Source organism: Stenotrophomonas sp. TWI602 (assembly GCF_039674045.1).
In the GTDB taxonomy this organism is placed as follows: Bacteria; Pseudomonadota; Gammaproteobacteria; order Xanthomonadales; family Xanthomonadaceae; genus Stenotrophomonas.
Map to the genome: position 1 here is coordinate 224,611 of NZ_JBDJMT010000003.1, position 17,002 is coordinate 241,612.

At 66.6% G+C, this 17,002-nt stretch carries 13 protein-coding genes; 8 read left to right on the top strand and 5 right to left on the bottom strand.

What is annotated here, in order from left to right; genetic code table 11:
• The first annotated feature begins 97 nt into the window (after positions 1-97).
• The 3 genes from ABE483_RS05600 to ABE483_RS05610 are packed head-to-tail and all read left to right on the top strand — an operon-like array spanning position 98 to position 3,335.
• Positions 98-1,141 (top strand): DUF1611 domain-containing protein, encoded by a 1,044-nt coding sequence (locus ABE483_RS05600; RefSeq protein WP_313212689.1) that lies wholly within the window; start codon positions 98-100, stop codon positions 1,139-1,141.
• Positions 1,138-2,142 carry a class A beta-lactamase gene (gene bla, locus ABE483_RS05605; protein ID WP_346481309.1) on the top strand — a complete coding sequence of 335 codons (1,005 nt, stop codon included), beginning with the start codon at positions 1,138-1,140 and terminating at the stop codon, positions 2,140-2,142. Before ABE483_RS05600 ends, bla begins: the two co-directional genes overlap by 4 nt.
• The gene (locus tag ABE483_RS05610) at positions 2,139-3,335 is read left to right on the top strand and encodes a hypothetical protein (protein ID WP_313212687.1); all 1,197 of its coding nucleotides are present in this window, start codon (positions 2,139-2,141) and stop codon (positions 3,333-3,335) included. Before bla ends, ABE483_RS05610 begins: the two co-directional genes overlap by 4 nt.
• Here the strand turns inward: ABE483_RS05610 and ABE483_RS05615 are convergent.
• Positions 3,305-4,216 carry a LysR substrate-binding domain-containing protein gene (locus tag ABE483_RS05615; protein WP_346481311.1) on the bottom strand — a complete coding sequence of 304 codons (912 nt, stop codon included), beginning with the start codon at positions 4,214-4,216 and terminating at the stop codon, positions 3,305-3,307. The two genes, ABE483_RS05610 and ABE483_RS05615, sit on opposite strands and share 31 nt — an antisense overlap.
• Before the next feature lie 262 nt (positions 4,217-4,478).
• Between ABE483_RS05615 and ABE483_RS05620 the strand changes: the two genes are divergently transcribed.
• Genes ABE483_RS05620 through lpdA form a run of 4 tightly spaced genes read left to right on the top strand, consistent with a single transcriptional unit; the run spans position 4,479 to position 9,534 of the window.
• Positions 4,479-5,729, top strand: a complete 1,251-nt coding sequence (locus ABE483_RS05620) for a 3-methyl-2-oxobutanoate dehydrogenase (2-methylpropanoyl-transferring) subunit alpha (RefSeq protein WP_070427219.1) — start codon at positions 4,479-4,481, stop codon at positions 5,727-5,729.
• A gap of 4 nt (positions 5,730-5,733) precedes the next feature.
• A complete protein-coding gene (locus tag ABE483_RS05625) occupies positions 5,734-6,777 on the top strand; it encodes an alpha-ketoacid dehydrogenase subunit beta (protein WP_070427218.1) in 1,044 nt (347 codons plus the stop codon).
• A 3-nt stretch (positions 6,778-6,780) separates the two neighbouring features.
• Positions 6,781-8,124 (top strand): dihydrolipoamide acetyltransferase family protein, encoded by a 1,344-nt coding sequence (locus tag ABE483_RS05630; RefSeq protein WP_346481312.1) that lies wholly within the window; start codon positions 6,781-6,783, stop codon positions 8,122-8,124.
• 3 nt (positions 8,125-8,127) lie between these two features.
• On the top strand, positions 8,128-9,534 hold the full coding sequence (lpdA, locus tag ABE483_RS05635) for a dihydrolipoyl dehydrogenase (RefSeq protein ID WP_346481313.1): 1,407 nt from the start codon (positions 8,128-8,130) through the stop codon (positions 9,532-9,534).
• A 198-nt stretch (positions 9,535-9,732) separates the two neighbouring features.
• Here the strand turns inward: lpdA and ABE483_RS05640 are convergent, their stop codons facing one another.
• Together ABE483_RS05640 and ABE483_RS05645 are read right to left on the bottom strand one after the other, a co-directional pair.
• On the bottom strand, positions 9,733-12,186 hold the full coding sequence (locus ABE483_RS05640; protein WP_346481314.1) for a M20/M25/M40 family metallo-hydrolase: 2,454 nt from the start codon (positions 12,184-12,186) through the stop codon (positions 9,733-9,735).
• 129 nt (positions 12,187-12,315) lie between these two features.
• Positions 12,316-12,783 (bottom strand): PACE efflux transporter, encoded by a 468-nt coding sequence (locus ABE483_RS05645; RefSeq protein WP_346481315.1) that lies wholly within the window; start codon positions 12,781-12,783, stop codon positions 12,316-12,318.
• Positions 12,784-12,859: 76 nt separating this feature from the next.
• On the opposite strand from ABE483_RS05645, the gene ABE483_RS05650 reads away from it, so the two are divergent.
• Positions 12,860-13,744: a LysR family transcriptional regulator gene (locus ABE483_RS05650; RefSeq protein WP_346481316.1), complete on the top strand. Its 885-nt coding sequence runs from the start codon at positions 12,860-12,862 to the stop codon at positions 13,742-13,744.
• A 94-nt stretch (positions 13,745-13,838) separates the two neighbouring features.
• On the opposite strand, the gene guaA is transcribed toward ABE483_RS05650, so the two are convergent.
• Together guaA and guaB are read right to left on the bottom strand one after the other, a co-directional pair.
• Positions 13,839-15,404, bottom strand: coding sequence for a glutamine-hydrolyzing GMP synthase (gene guaA / locus ABE483_RS05655; RefSeq protein WP_313218074.1), 1,566 nt, complete (start codon positions 15,402-15,404; stop codon positions 13,839-13,841).
• A gap of 111 nt (positions 15,405-15,515) precedes the next feature.
• Positions 15,516-16,973, bottom strand: coding sequence for an IMP dehydrogenase (gene guaB, locus ABE483_RS05660; protein WP_123729717.1), 1,458 nt, complete (start codon positions 16,971-16,973; stop codon positions 15,516-15,518).
• Positions 16,974-17,002: the final 29 nt, after the last annotated feature.

Below are 17,002 nucleotides of genomic sequence, written 5' to 3' on the forward strand. Positions count from 1 at the left end.
GATTAGGACTTATACAGATCCAACCAGGTCTAACAACTGCGAGCCCCTCGTCGTGAATGCCTCCCCTCTCTTCTCTCCGCCGACTACTGGATCCCTCATGAGCGCAACGCCCACCGCTGCCGTACAGGCTCTCGCCGCCCTCCCCCAGCCGTACCTGCTGTTCCTGGGCGATACCACCGAAGCGGGCTTCGCCAAGACCGCGATCGGCCTGCACGACTGGGCGCCGGAAGTGTGCGTGGCCGAGTGGAGCCTGCCCGGCTGCCCGATCACCACCGGCCTGCCGAGCATGACCCCCGCGCAGGCGCGCGCCGCCGGTGCCCGTGCGATGGTGATCGGCGTGGCCAACGGCGGTGGGGTGATTCCCTCGCAGTGGCTGCCGGCGCTGGTGGACGCACTGGAAAACGGCCTGGACCTGGTCAGTGGCATGCACCAGAAGCTGGATGACATTCCGGAACTGGCTGCCGCGGCCGAACGCCACGGACGCGAGCTGATCAACGTGCGCGTGCCGCCGCGCGGCATCCCGGTCGGCAACGGCCGCAAGCGCACCGGCAAGCGCGTGCTGACCGTCGGCACGGACTGCGCGCTGGGCAAGAAATACACCGCGCTGGCGCTGGCACGCGGCCTGCGTGGACTCGGCGTGGATGCCGACTTCCGTGCCAGCGGCCAGACCGGCATCCTGATCGCCGGCAGCGGCATTCCGATGGACGCGGTGGTCGCCGATTTCTCGGCCGGTGCCGCCGAACTGCTCAGCCCGAATGCGGCCGACAATCACTGGGATGTCATCGAAGGCCAGGGTTCGCTGTTCCATCCCGCCTACGCCGGCGTCAGCCTCGGTCTGCTGCATGGCAGCCAGCCGGATGTGTTCGTGGTCTGCCACCAGCCGGGGCGCAAGCACGTGCTGGGGTATCCGGACTATCCGCTGCCCTCCATCGAAGAGGTGATCGCGTTGACCGTACAGCTGGGACGCCGTACCAATCCTGATATCCGCTGCGTCGGCGTCAGTCTCAACACCCATGGCATGACCGAGGCCGCGGCATCGGCCGCCTGTGCCGAGGTCAGCGCGCGTCTTGGTCTGCCGGTGGCCGACCCGATGCGGCAAGATGGGGAATTCAACCGTTTGCTGGAGGCCTGCATCGCATGAAGATGACATCCCGTACCTTGAGCCTGTGCGTTGCCGCGTTGCTGGGCCTGAGTCCGCTCGCCGCGTTCAGCGCCAGCAAGACCAGCCCGGTGGAAACCGAAGTCGCGCGCCTGGCTACCCTGGTCGACGGCAAGGTGGGTGTCTCGGCGTGGCGCCTGGATGGCAAGGGGGCGCAGGTCCATCTCAATCCCGACGAAGCATTCCCGATGGCCAGCACGTTCAAGGTCGCCGTGGCGGCCGTGATCCTGACCAAGGTCGATGCCGGCGAACTGGCGTTGACCACGATGGTGCCGGTGCCGAAATCGTTCTATGTCGATTCGGAAGTGATCGCCGATCGTTTCATCCACGACGGCGTGAGCCTGTCGGTGCACAACCTGCTGGAGGTCATGCTGACCCAGAGCGACAACACCGCCACCGACGTGCTGGTGGCGCAGGCTGGCGGGCCGGCTGCGGTCACGGCCTGGCTGCGCGCGCAGGGCATTGAAGGCCAGCGCCTGGATCGCAACACCCGGCAGCTGCTCAGCGATATCTTCGGCCTCGGTGACGAGCCGCTGACCAAGGAGCGCGTGGCCGAACTGACCCTCGACCCCGAGGTCGTCAAGCGCACCAAATCCGGCAATGAAGCCTTCGACAAGGATCCGCGCGACACCTCCACGCCGCGGGCGATGTCGACCCTGCTGACCCGGCTGTTCACCGGCAAGGCGCTGAGCCCGGCCAGCACCGAGGTGCTGGTCCAGATCATGGAACGTTGCCGCACCTGCAGTGCACGCCTGCGGGGCAGCCTGCCGCCGGGCACCAAGGTGGCCGACAAGAGCGGCACCGTGGCCGGCACCGTCAACGATGTGGGCGTGGTCACCCTGCCCGATGGCAGCCAGTTCGCGATCTCCGTGTTCGTCAAAGCCAGCAATGCCCCGCGCAGCGAACGTGAGCGTGTGATCGCCGAGATCGCCCGCACCGTGCGTGACTTCTACCTGCTGCAGCCCACGGCCGCCCGCAAGTGACCGCCGCCGCCAGCCGGTTCCAGCGGTATCTGTTGCCCGGTTTGGCGTTCAAGTCGGCCGTGATCGGCGGCGGCTACGCCACCGGCCGTGAGCTGGCGGAGTTTTTCCTGCCCTCGGGCCCCTGGGGCGGCCTGGCGGCGATGGTGTTGTCGATGCTGATCTGGAGCGTGATCTGCATCCTGACGTTCCTGTTGGCACGGGCGATCCGTGCCAACGACTACCGCACCTTCTTCCGGCATCTGCTCGGCCGTGGCTGGTGGACCTTCGAGGTGGCCTACCTGGCGCTGATCGTGGTGGTGCTGGCCGTGTTCGGTGCCGCCGCCGGCGAACTGGCCGCGACCATGTTCGGCTGGCCGCGCATCGTGGGCACCCTGCTACTGGTGGCGATCATCACCGGCGTGGTGCAGGCCGGCACCAATGCCGTCGAACGCATGTTCAAGCTGATGTCGGCCTTCATGTATCTGGTCTACGCCATTGCCGCCTGCCTGATCCTGTACCGCTTCGGCGGCGGCGCGATGGCACAGCTCTCCAACACCCATGAACTGGGCAAGGACTGGGTGCTCAACGGCGTGACCTACGCCGGCTACAACATGTTCGCGGCGGTCTCGATCCTGCTGGTGGTGCGCCACCTGCTGTGCCGGCGCGATGCGGTGATCGCAGGCGCCCTGGCCGGCCCGCTGGCGATCCTGCCGGCGATCGTGTTCTACGTCTGCATGATCGCGTTCCTGCCGGACATCGCCGACGCGCCGCTGCCGTCGGACCTCATGCTCGGCCAGCTCGGCCTGCCGTGGTTCCAGCTGCTGTTCCGCCTGATGATCATGGTGGCCCTGGTCGAAACCGGCGTCACCCTGATGGCCTCGGTGGACGGCCGCATCAGCGTCAACTGGAAGGAACGCACCGGTACCGCACCGAAGCGCGGGGTCCGCGTGGCGATCATCGTGGCGATCCTGCTGATGGCCGTGTTCATGGCCGATGGCATCGGCCTGGTCGCGCTGATCGCAAAGGGCTACCGGCTTCTGGCCTACGCCATCCTGGCCACCTACGTGGTGCCGTTGCTGGCCTATTCGGCGTGGCAGATCTGGTCACGCCGCGGGCAGGCCTTCACCGCGCCCGTGGGTGAACTGCCCGATCCGCGCCCCGCGCTGGCCGATGCCATCGGCGCTCATCCGCCACAGGCGAAGACCAGGAACTGATGCAGTGCGCGTGCCGGCGCGGACAGGCCTTCGTCCGGGCGCCAGACCAGGCCGACTTCCATCGGCGGTACCGCATCGGTGAGGGTGCGTACGTCGATCCGGCGCCCCTCCAGCGACCACGGTCGATAGACCATGTCCGACAGGATGCTGACCCCGAAGCCGTAGGCGACCATGCCACGCAGCGCTTCCAGCGACGAGGTGCGGAACACCACGTTGGGTTCGCGCCCGACCGAGCGCCAGTAGCGCATCGCCGACTCCTGCCCTTCGTCGACCATCAGCATAATGTACGGGTACGGCTCGACGTCGGCCGGGCTGATCACCGGCAGCTGCAGCAGCGGATGCGACTCGGCCAGCCACAGCTGGCGGCGCGAGCGGATCAGGACCTGGCGCCGCAGCACATAGGGCTCGGCCATGTTGGAGATGATGCACAGCCCGAAATCGAGCTCACCGCTGCTGACGCCCTGTTCGATCGCCGCGCGGTCCATGTCGACCAGATCCACCTCCACCTGCGGGTAGGAGCGCTTGAAGCGCGCCAGCAGGCTCGGCAGGAAATAGCCCAGCACCGTGTAGGAGGCGCCGATCCTCACCCGGCCTGGCAGCGTGTTGGCCAGGAACATCGGCTCGCTGAGCGCGTCCTGCAACGTATCCAGGATGTGCCGCACATGCTGGTGGAAGCGGTGCCCCTCGGCGGTCAATCCGACCCCGTGCGGCATGCGGTCGAACAGCTTCAGCCCCAGCGAGGTTTCCAGCTGGGCGACCGCGGTGGTGATGACCGACTGGGAGACGTGCAGCTTGCGCGCAGCCTGCGAAAACTGCCCCAACTCGGCCGCTTCGGCAAAGTACCGCAGCTGGCGCAGGGTCATGTTGGCGGGGATTTGCATGCACGGGCTCCCACGGAATGAAGATATCTGAATAAACAATACCTCATACGCAATTAAACAAATTTACGATAAGCCGCTGTGCCTCTAGACTTCACACCGGGTGCAATGCGCCATGGCCCCAGCCGCCTTGCAAGCGCTGGCCCTTACCCGCTTCGCGACGAGATCCCGCCCGGATGTCGGCGCGCCAACATCGCCATTACCGTTGCCCCCCGCCTGCGGTATGCCTGTAGCTCCATGACCCAAGCCCAGCGAGGCCCCTGACATGTCATCACCCCAGATCCCCGCCACGCGTGAACCGTTGCGTTTGCACGTGCCCGAGCCCAGCGCCCGTCCCGGCGAGGCCACCGACTTTTCCTATCTGAAGCTGAGCCCCGCCGGCGCGGTCGACAAACCGCCCGTGGACGTGAGCGCCAGCCAGACCGCACCGCTGACCGGCCAGCTGATCCGCGTGCTGGATGACAACGGCGACGCCGTGGGCCCGTGGGCTGCCGACATCGACGACGCCGTGCTGCTGCGTGCGATGCACGCCATGCTCAAGACGCGCGCCTATGACGCCCGCCTGCTGATCGCCCAGCGCCAGAAGAAGACCTCGTTCTACATCCAGTGCCTGGGTGAGGAAGCGATCGCGGTCGGCCAGACCCTGGCGCTGCGCGATGACGACATGCAGTTTCCGACGTACCGCCAGCAGGGCATCCTGATCACCAAGGAAGTGTCGCTGGTCGACATGATCTGCCAGGTGCTGTCCAACGCGGCCGACCCGCTGAAGGGCCGCCAGCTGCCGATCATGTATTCGTACAAGGACTACGGCTTCTTCTCGATCTCCGGCAACCTGACCACCCAATACATCCAGGCGGTGGGCTGGGCGATGGCCTCGGCGATCAAGGGCGACACCCGCATCGCCACCGCGTGGGTGGGCGATGGCGCCACCGCCGAGGGCGACTTCCACGCCGCGCTGACCTTCGCGCACGTGTACCGCGCCCCGGTCGTGCTCAACGTGGTCAACAACCAGTGGGCGATCTCCACCTTCCAGGCCATCGCCGGCGGTGAGAACACCACCTTCGCCGCGCGCGGCGTGGGCTACGGCATTCCGTCGCTGCGTGTGGACGGCAACGATCTTCTGGCCGTGTACGCCGCCTCGCGCTGGGCCGCCGAACGCGCCCGCAGCAACCTGGGCCCGACCCTGATCGAGTGGGTGACCTACCGCGCCGGGCCGCATTCGACCTCGGATGATCCGTCCAAGTACCGCCCCGCCGATGATGCCCAGCAGTTCCCGCTCGGCGATCCGATCGACCGCCTGAAGCAGCACCTGATCAAGCGCGGCCTGTGGAGCGAGCAGCAGCACGACGAACTGCGCACCGAACTGGATGCCGAGATCCTGCGTGCCCTCAAGGAAGCCGAGACCCACGGGTTGCTCGGCAGCGACAACCGTCCCGGCGCGGCCCTCATGTTCGAAGACGTCTACAAGGACATGCCCGAACACCTCCGTCGCCAGCGTCAGCAGTTGGGAGTCTGAACACATGAGCGGGATTGAACAGAACAACACCGGCGGCACGCCGATGACCATGATCCAGGCGCTGCGCTCGGCGATGGACGTGATGCTGGAACGCGACGACAACGTGGTGGTCTTCGGCCAGGACGTGGGCTACTTCGGCGGCGTGTTCCGTTGCACCGACGGCCTGCAGACCAAGTACGGCAAGCAGCGCGTGTTCGATGCGCCGATTTCCGAGAACGGCATCGCCGGCGCGGCGATCGGCATGGCCGCCTACGGCCTGCGCCCGGTCGCCGAAATCCAGTTCGCCGATTACATCTACCCGGCCTACGACCAGATCGTGTCCGAAGCGGCGCGCATGCGCTATCGCTCCGGCGGCAGCTTCACCTCCTCGCTGGTGTTCCGCACCCCGTGCGGCGGTGGCATCTACGGTGGCCAGACCCACAGCCAGAGCCCGGAAGCGATCTTCGCCCACGCCACCGGCCTGCGCACGGTCATGCCGTCCAACCCGTACGACGCCAAGGGCCTGCTGATCGCCTCGATCGAGAACGACGATCCGGTGATCTTCCTGGAGCCCAAGCGCCTGTACAACGGCCCGTTCGATGGTCACCACGACCGCCCGGTCACCGCGTGGTCCAAGTACCCGGACAACCTGGTGCCGGAGGGCTACTACAACGTGCCGCTGGACAAGGCCGCCATCGCCCGCGAAGGCAAGGCACTGACGATCATCACCTACGGCACCACCGTGTGGGTGGCCAAGGCCGCCGCTGAAGATGCCGGGATCGATGCCGAAGTGATCGACCTGCGCAGCCTGTGGCCGCTGGACCTGGACGCCATCGTCAATTCGGTCAAGAAGACCGGCCGCTGCATCGTGCTGCACGAAGCCACCCGCACCTGCGGCTTCGGCGCCGAACTGGTCGCGCTGGTGCAGGAGCATTGCTTCTACCACCTGCAGGCACCGGTGGAACGCGTTACCGGCTGGGACACCCCGTATCCGCACGCGCAGGAATGGGACTACTTCCCGGGTCCGTCCCGGGTCATCGATGCAATGCAGCGCGTGCTGGAGGACTGAACCATGGGACATCACGTCATCAAGATGCCGGACATCGGTGAAGGTATCGCCGAAGTCGAACTGATCACCTGGAAGGTCGAGGTCGGTGGCCCGGTCGCCGAAGACCAGGTCGTGGCCGAGGTCATGACCGACAAGGCCATGGTCGAGATCCCCTCGCCTGTATCAGGCACCGTGGTCTCGCTGGGCGGCACGCCCGGCCAGATGATGGCCGTCGGCAGCGAGCTGATCCGCCTGGAAGTGGAAGGCGCCGGCAATGCCAGTGCTGCCAGTGCGGCGGCCGCTGTCGCGGCGGCCGAACCGGTGGCTGCGCCCAAGGCGGCTGCGCCGGCCGCTGCACCTGCGGCCGCCGCCGAGCCTGCACCGGCTGCGACGCCGGCCAAGGCCGCCGCTGCCTCCGCACCTGCCTGCGCCGCCAAGCAGGACGCGCGTGGCGCGGTCACCAACGGCGTGCTCAACGCCGGTGAAGCCCCGCTGGCCTCGCCGGCCGTGCGTCGCCGCGCCTGGGACCTGGGCATCGAGCTGCGCTACGTGCCGGCCACCGGCCCGGGCGGTCGCATCCTGCAGGCCGATCTGGATGCCTACGCCGCCGCCGGTGGCAAGGCGCAGCCGGTCGGTGGCAGTGCCGGCGGCAGCAGCTACGCGCGCCGCACCGGCGAGCAGCAGGTGCCGATCATCGGCCTGCGCCGCAAGATCGCGCAGAAGATGCAGCAGTCCTGGACGACCATTCCGCACATCACCTATGTGGAAGAAGTCGACGTCACGGAAGTGGAAGCCCTGCGTGCCAAGCTCAACGAACGTTGGGCCAAGGAGCGCGGCAAGCTGACCCTGCTGCCGCTGCTGGCACGCGCCGTGGTGCTGGCCGCACGCGACTTCCCGCAGATGAACGCCCGCTTTGATGACCAGGCCAACATCGTGACCCGCTACGAGGGCGTGCAGCTGGGTATCGCGACCCAGAGCGAGGTCGGCCTGTCGGTGCCGGTGGTCGCGCATGCCGAGTCGCTGGATCTGTGGCAGACCGCCACCGAGATCGCGCGCCTGGCCAATGCCGTGCGCGTTGGCAAGGCGACCCGTGAGGAGCTGTCCGGCTCGACCATCACCATCAGCAGCCTCGGTGCGGTGGGCGGTGTGGTGTCGACCCCGATCATCAACCATCCGGAAGTGGCGATCGTCGGTGTGAACCGCATCATTGAACGCCCGATGTTCCGCGAGGGCCAGGTGGTGGCGCGCAAGCTGATGAATCTGTCGTCCTCGTTCGACCATCGCATCGTCGATGGCATGGATGCGGCCGAGTTCGTGCAGGCGATCCGTACGCGCCTGGAAACCCCGGCCCTGCTGTTCGTGGAGTAAGCGATGTCCAATACCCTTCAAACCCAGTTGCTGATCATCGGCGGCGGCCCCGGCGGTTACATCGCCGGCATCCGCGCCGGCCAGCTCGGCGTCAAGACCGTCGTGGTCGAGGGCGTCAATCCGGGTGGCACCTGCCTCAACATCGGCTGCATTCCCTCCAAGGCGCTGATCCATGCCGCCGAGGAGTTCGCCAAGGTCACCGCCTATGCCGCAGGCGCCTCGCCGCTGGGCATCAGCGTGCAGGCGCCGTCGCTGGATCTGGCCAAGACCGTCGCGTGGAAGGCCGGCATCGTCAAGAAGCTGACCGGTGGCGTCAGTGCACTGCTGAAGAAGAACGGCGCGCAGCTGATCAAGGGCTGGGCCACGATCGTCGACGGCAAGACCGTCGAGATCGCCGGTGCCGCCGAAGACGGCGGCACGCTGCGCATCACCTGCGAGCACCTGCTGCTGGCCACCGGCTCGGTGCCGGTAGAACTGCCGTTCCTGCCGTTCGGCGGTAAGGTCATCTCCTCCACTGAAGCCCTTTCGCCGACCTCGCTGCCGAAGCAGCTGATCGTCGTCGGTGGCGGTTACATCGGCCTGGAGCTGGGCACGGTGTACCGCAAGCTCGGCTGCGAGGTGACGGTGGTCGAGGCCCAGGAACGCATCCTGCCGGCCTACGATGCCGAGCTGACCAAGCCGGTGGCCACGCATCTGGAGAAGTCCGGCGTGAAGCTGCTGACCGGCCACAGCGTGCTTGGCCTGGCCGACAACGGCCAGCTGCGCGTGCGCGACAAGGACGGTAACGAAATCGCGCTGGACGCCGAACAGATCCTGGTCGCAGTCGGCCGTCGCCCGAAGACCGACGGCTTCAATCTCGAATCGCTGCAGCTGGATCTGACCGGCAAGGCGATCAAGATCGACGACCAGTGCAAGACCTCGATGCGCAACGTGTGGGCCATCGGCGATGTCGCCGGCGAGCCGATGCTCGCGCACCGGGCGATGGCGCAGGGCGAACTGGTGGCCGAGATCGTCAGCGGCAAGAAGCGGCACTTCGTGCCGGCCGCGATTCCGGCGGTGTGCTTCACCGATCCGGAAATCGTGGTGGTCGGGCTGTCGCCGGACGAAGCCAAGGCACAGGGCATCGAGACCAAGGTCGCGCTGTTCCCGTTCGCGGCCAATGGCCGTGCGATGTCGCTGGAATCCACCGATGGCTTCGTGCGCGTCGTCGCGCGCAGCAGCGATCACCGCATCCTGGGCTGGCAGGCGGTGGGCGTGCAGGTGTCCGAACTGTCGATCGCCTTCGTGCAGTCGATTGAGATGGGCGCCACGCTGGAAGACATCGCCGGCACGATCCATCCGCACCCGACGCTGGGTGAGGCGGTGCAGGAAGCGGCGCTGCGTGCGTTGGGGCATGCGTTGCATATCTGAGGCATCTGCAAGGCGCTGCTGAGGCATCGGCAGCGCTGGATGTCCAGGCAGGAAAAGAAACGGCCCGCACTGCGGGCCGTTTCTTTGTGTTGCTTCCGGTACGCCGCAACGAGCGGCCGTGGCTGTTGGCTGTGGCAGATGGGCCACCGGCCGTCCATCCCATCGTGCGTAGTGCCGCCGATCCCAATGCGCTCCGCCCTACTGCGCTCCGCCCTCGTGGCTCACGCGCGTCGCGCCCAGAATCCAGGTCATGTCCGAGGTCGACCACGGCACGATGTGCGCAGACCGCGCAGGCAATGGCGCCGCATCCTTGGGCCAGCCATCGATCCCGGCTGCGGCCTGCACCTCGACCGGGCCACTGTCTGCCGGCCAGCGCAGCTCGATCCCGTCCGGGCCCGGCGCCTGCCAACGCAGTCGTGACCAGCGGCCTGCCTCGTCCAGCAGGGGCGCGTCCTCGCCCTGCAGCTGCACATTGCGCACGACTGCCCCGCTCTTGAGCCGTACACGGAGTTCGCGCGTGCCTGCTGGTGCCAGCACGCGCAATATCGCCTGGCCCGTATCGGCATCGTAGGAGCGCTCGAAACGCACCGGCCCTGGCACCGCAATGGCGTCCGCCGTCGTTGCCCAGACAGATGTCAGATCCATCGCAGGAATCGGCAGGCGGGCAGGTTCAGCCTGCGCGCCGCCCAACGCACGCCGGCTCCAGTCAGACAGCTGCGACAGTGAACTGACGCGGTGGTAGTGCTGGTTGTCTGGGTCCGCAACGAACAGCACCTGGGACAGCTCGGGGTAGCGCGTGCGGTCCGCCTCGGTGAATGACGCGGCGGCCAGTACACCCGCAGCCGCCAGCAACGTCACGAGCGCAGCGATCGCGAACCCGCGTCCACCCTCGGCTATACGTACCCACGGCAGCAGCAATACGGCCAGCCACGCGAACGGCAACGCCAGCACCTCCGGCGTGCCGAAGCCGATCGCCTCGAACAGCTGCAGGGCAAAGTGGAAGACGTGCGCCAGAGCAAACGCGGTGATCACTGCCGCGACAAGGACACGCAATGCGGACAGCGGCGCATGCGCCGGCAGCAGCCAGACCACCGCCGCCATCGCCAACAGCGGCCACAGCAGCAACGGCGCCAGCTCCGGCGCCAGCACCTGCACGGCTGCACCGATGATCCAGCCCACCAGCAAGGCGCCCAGCCGCACGCTTTCACCGCGTGCAGCGGTTCCCGCGCTTGTCCAGGCCAGCAGCGCAACCAGCACGCCCAGCACCAGCCCGATCACATCGAACCCACCCCGCAGTGAGGCGCACGCACCGGCCAGCAGCGCCAGTGCGGCAGCCGGTTTGCGCGCAGCCTTGCAGGCCAGCAACGCACCCAACCCCACCACCACCCCGATGGACAACAGCCCCTCGCCCGCCGCCAGCGTCGAGAATGCCGCCAGCAGGTCGCGATTGATCACCAGCGTGGCATCGCCACCGCCCAGCAACCGGTAAGACACACGCACCGCCAGCGCGACCGACAGCAGTGCCAGCGGCCACCAGGCCACACCACTGACCACGCCGCGCCATCCGCCCAGGTTGAACGTGGCACGCCGTGCGACGACGACAATGACCAGCAGCCCGACCGCCAGCACGCACCAGCCTGACCACATCGGCACGCTGATCATCCAGCCGCCAGGAAGATCGCTGTAGATCGCATCCTGGGTGGAGGTCGGCAGTGTCGCCGAGGTCGCCAGCCGGCGCACCAGCGGCAGCACCTGCGCGCCCATGTGCTGCACGCTGCCCGGGTCGAGATTGGCCACGCTCGCGGTGGCGGCGTGGTAGTCGATCTGGCTGCCGATGATCGCGAAATTGAGGCCGGGAATACCTTTCTGCGCCGGCACCGTGAAGTCGGTGCCGTTGGGCATGTAGCGGTAGACGAAACCGGTCAGCGAATTGCCCAGCGGCTGCGGCGCGAGTTTGGCGAACGTGCCCAGCAGCGCCGCGTTGCCCGGCCCGGTTTCAAACAGCACCGCACGGCCGCTGCTGCCGCGGGCTTCCAGATTGACGACCGTGCCGATACGCGACGACAGCGGATGCGAGGCGAAAAACGCACGCGCGCCAAGCAGGCCGGCCTCCTCCGCATCGGTGAACAGGAAGACCACGTCACGCTGCCGCAGATCGTTCTGCAGCGCACGCGAGATCTCCAGCATCACCGCCACGCCGAGGCCATCGTCGGCTGCGCCGGGCGAATGGGGAACGGTATCGTAGTGCGCCATCAGCAGCACCGCCGGCAGGCTGCGATCGCGGCCCGGCAGCACCGCAACCACGTTCTCGACATGGGACGCGCGCACACCACGTCCGTCGCCCGAACCGTACTCGGCGGCTGCGTGCCCGCGGTGCACGGCCACCTGCAGTCCGGCCTGCTGCAGGTGGTTCACCAGTTGGTCGCGAACCCTTGCCGCAGCCGCTGAGCCGGTGGGATGCGGCTCGGCCGCGATCCAGCTCAAGTGCTGCATCGCACGTGCGGCCGAGAACTCGGTGGTGGCGATGGTGGCTGGCTTTGGCGGCGGGGTTTTCTGCGCGCTCCAGGCGGACCAGGCGGCGATGACGATGCTGAGGAGCAGCAGTGGCAGCGTGTAGCGTGCGACGCCGCGGGATGACCGGAGCGCGCTCATGCGCGCACCCTGTGGTCTAGGTCATTCGCCAGGCTGCAGAGGCGCGGGATAACGAGCACAGGGGCAATCCAGCAAGGGGACCTTCACAGGATTACAAAGCAATTTCGGATCTGTCAAACAATTTTCTGATCAGCCAAGATGCGGGTTCCCCTCGTGATTCACTGCGGAACTGGGAACGCCGAAGCACCGGTCGAACGCCCAGTTGTAGGCGAACGTATAAAAAGGGATGTAGACGATGAACACCAGGTCCAGTACGAACGCCTGCGTCAACGTGATGCCCAGCCACCATGCGATGAGCGGGACCAGAAAGCACACCAGGGTCAGCTGGAACGCCACGGCATGCAGCACACGTCGGCGTACCGTGCGGGTGCGGTCGCGCTGGCGCCGCTCCCATGCCTCGAACAGGTAGTTGAAGCTCACGTTCCATACCGTGGCTATCCCCGTGATCATCAGCGCCAGCAGTCCGGTCGTGGCCGGTGACTTGCCGGTCAGCACCGTCATGACCATCGTTCCCACCGCGAGTCCCAGAAGCTCATAGCCCCCGACGTAGATCACCTTGCGTTTTACGCCCTGCATCACATCCTCCTGCTTGGTCACTGGCGAAGGGTGTGGATGCTATATTCAGAATCACTGACTGAAAAAGTCATCTCCTTTCAGAATTATTGAAAGATATATGTCCCTCTCCAGCGATGACATCGATCTCTTCCTCGCTGTGGTCGACCACGGCTCCTTCTCCGGCGCGGCCCGCGCGCTGCGTCGAGTGCCCTCCGCAGTGAGCATGGGCATCGCAAACATCGAGGCCGGATTGGGTTATCCACTGTTTGACCGCTCGCGCCGCGAGGCGTTACCGACCGCACAAGCACTGGCCCTGCTGCCCCACGCGCGCTCCGTCGCCAGCAGGTTGCGGCTGTTGCAGATCCATGCCGTGGAGCTTTCGCAGAATCTGGAGAGCACTCTGACCGTCACTGTCGCCGCCGGCGTTCCGGACCAGACGTTGCTGGAGGCGCTCGCCCGGGTGGGCTGTCGGTACCCTCTGCTGCGGGTGAACCTGCTTCGACTGCCCCAGGACCAGGTTCGCGAGATGCTGCACCAGGAGCGGGCCGATCTGGTCCTGCTGCCCGTCTCCACGGAGGTGGACCGAGAAGAGGCCTTCACCTATGTCACCAACGTTCTTTTCATCGCCGTCGCTTCGGCCACGGCGGACACGCCCGGTCTCCCGGCGGGCCTTCGGCGTCTGGAGGATCTCAGCGGCAGCCGCCAGATCGTGGTGGCTGGGCCAGACGACGACGTCGCAGATCGTCGGCTGCTGGTGTCCGACGCCCGCTGGCATGTGGACTCTGTGGAGGCTGCGCTGGGGCTGGTGGAACGCGGTGCTGGCTGGGCCAACCTGCCGGCGGATGTCGTTGAGGTCGCCGTTTCTGCTGGACGCGTGAAAGTGCTGGCGTTCGACAACCTGGAGAACGGCGTGACGATGCCGGTGCACCTGGTGTGGCTGCGCAGGAAGCCGGTGCGACGTGCCGCTGGCGATGTGATCGCGCTGATGCGCGACCACCTCTGACCCCGTACACCCGAAGAGAACAAAAAAGCCCGCATTTCTGCGGGCTTCCGTGTACGTCCGTGTGTCTAGATACCAGCCAGGGCTGGACGCAGACTCACTCCCACTCGATCGTCGCCGGCGGCTTCCCCGAGATGTCATAAACCACCCGCGACACTCCCCGCAGCTCATTGATGATCCGGTTGCTCACCGTGCCCAGGAAGTCATACGGCAGGTGCGCCCAATGCGCCGTCATGAAATCGATGGTTTCCACCGCGCGCAGCGCGATCACCCACTCATACGCACGCGCATCACCGACCACGCCCACCGACTTCACCGGCAGGAACACCGCGAACGCCTGGCTGGTCTTGTCGTACAGATCGGCCTTGCGCAGTTCGTCGATGAAGATCGCATCGGCCTTGGCCAGCAGTTCGGCGTACTCACGCTTCACTTCGCCGAGGATGCGCACGCCCAGGCCCGGGCCCGGGAACGGGTGGCGGTAGACCATGCTGCGCGGCAGGCCGAGCTCGACGCCGAGGCGACGCACTTCGTCCTTGAACAGCTCACGCAGCGGCTCGACCAGGCCCAGCTTCATGTGCTCCGGCAGGCCGCCGACGTTGTGGTGGCTCTTGATCACGTGGGCCTTGCCGGTCTTGCTGCCGGCCGACTCGATCACGTCGGGGTAGATGGTGCCCTGCGCCAGCCACTTGGCATTCTTCAGCTTGGTGGATTCTTCATCGAAGATGTCCACGAACAGGTTGCCGATGATCTTGCGCTTGGCTTCCGGATCGCTGACGCCTTCGAGCTTGCTGAAGTAGCGGTCCGCTGCATTTACGCGGATCACCTTGACGCCCATGTGCTCGGCGAACATCGCCATCACCTGGTCGCCTTCCTGCCAGCGCAGCAGGCCGGTATCGACGAACACGCAGGTCAGCTTGTCGCCGATCGCCTTGTGCAGCAGCGCAGCCACGACGGACGAATCGACGCCGCCGGACAAGCCCAGGATCACTTCGTCATCGCCGACCTGCTCGCGCACGCGGGCGATCTGGTCGTCGATGATGTTGGCGGCGGTCCACAGGGTTTCGCAGCCACACACATCCACCACGAAGCGGCGCAGCAGCGCCTGGCCCTGCAGGGTGTGGGTCACTTCCGGGTGGAACTGCACGCCGTACCAGCGCTTCTCTTCGTTCGCCATCGCGGCCACCGGGATGCGATCGGTCACGGCGGTGACGGTGAAGCCCGGGGGCGCGACGGAGACGTGGTCGCCGTGGCTCATCCAGACATTCAACTTCGGCTCGCCACCGTGGTCGCTCAGGCCCTTGAACAGCGCATCCGGGGCGACGACGTTGACTTCGGCATGGCCGAACTCACGCTGGTCGGCCGCTTCGGTGGCGCCACCGAGCTGCGCGGCCAGGGTCTGCATGCCGTAGCAGATGCCGAAGATCGGCAGGCCGCTGTCGAACACTTCCTGCGGTGCGGCGGGCGCGCCCGGCAGGGTGGTCGATTCCGGGCCGCCGGACAGGATGATGCCCTTGGCGCCGAACGCGGCGATGTCGGCCGGGTTGTGGTCCCACGCCCAGATTTCGCAGTACACGCCGAGCTCGCGGATGCGGCGCGCGATCAGCTGGGTGTACTGAGCACCGAAATCGAGGATGAGGATCTTGTCGTTATGGATGTTGGTCATGGTGCCCGGGCAATGCAGGAGTAAATACGGGAAACACAGCGTCGTTACCGGCGGCGGATAGAGAAAGAGGAACGGGAATCAGCTTCCTCGTTCCTCTTTGCTCATGCCGCATCAGGCGCGGTAGTTCGGCGGCTCTTTGGTGATCTGCACGTCGTGGACGTGGCTCTCACGTTGGCCGGCGCCGCTGATCTTGACGAACTTCGGCTTGCTGCGCATGTCTTCGACGGTGCCGCAGCCCACGTAACCCATGGTGGCGCGCAGGCCGCCCATCAGCTGGTGGATGATGCCGCCGACCGGGCCGCGATACGGCACGCGGCCTTCGATGCCTTCGGGCACCAGCTTGTCGGCGCTGGAGGCGTCCTGGAAGTAGCGGTCCTTGGAGCCCTTCTCCATCGCGGCCAGCGAGCCCATGCCGCGGTAGCTCTTGTAGGAGCGGCCCTGGAACAGCTCGGTCTCGCCGGGCGATTCCTCGGTACCGGCCAGCAGGCCACCGATCATGATGGTGGAGGCACCGGCGGCGAGCGCCTTGCCGATGTCACCGGAGTAGCGGATGCCACCGTCGGCGATCAGCGGGATGCGGTCCTGCAGCGCCTCGGCGACCAGGTCGATCGCGGTGATCTGCGGCACGCCAACGCCGGCGACGACGCGCGTGGTGCAGATCGAGCCCGGGCCGATGCCGACCTTGACTGCGTCCGCGCCGCTGTCCAGCAGCGCCAGTGCGGCTTCACCGGTGCAGATGTTGCCACCGACAACCTGCACCTGCGGGAAGTGCTTCTTGACCCAGCTGACGCGGTCCAGCACGCCCTGCGAGTGGCCGTGCGCGGTGTCCACCACCAGCACGTCCACCCCGGCGGCGACCAGCGCCTCGACCCGGCGGTCGGTATCGCCACCGACGCCGACGGCCGCGCCGACCAGCAGGCGGGTGGCGGTGTCCTTGGCGGCGTTCGGGTAATCGGTGTTCTTCTGGATGTCCTTGACGGTGATCAGGCCGCGCAGGGCGAACTCATCGTTGACGACCAGGATCTTCTCGATGCGGTTGCGGTGCAGCAGCTGCAGCACTTCATCGGAGGCCGCGCCTTCCTTGACCGTGATCAGCCGATCCTTCTTGGTCATGATGTGGCGGACCGGATCGTCCAGCTCGGTCTCGAAGCGCATGTCACGGTGGGTGACGATGCCGACCAGCTGGCCGCCGCCGTCCACTACCGGCACACCGGAGATGTTGCGCGCCTGGGTCAGGGCCAGCACGTCGCGGATGGTGGTCTCCGGGCCGACGGTGATCGGGTCGCGGATGACGCCGGCCTCGAACTTCTTGACCTTGGCGACTTCGGCAGCCTGCTGCTCGACGCTCAGATTCTTGTGGATGATGCCCATGCCGCCGAGCTGGGCCATGGCGATGGCCAGGCGGGCTTCGGTGACGGTATCCATGGCAGCCGAGAGGATCGGAAGCTTCAGCCGCAGGTCGCGCGTCAGGCGCGTTTCCAGACTGACATCCTTGGGCAGGATGATGGAATGAGCGGGGACGAGGGAGACGTCGTCGTAGGTGAGAGCTTCAGCCTGGATGCGCAGCATCGGCATACCCGAGATGTGGGGAAGCGCGA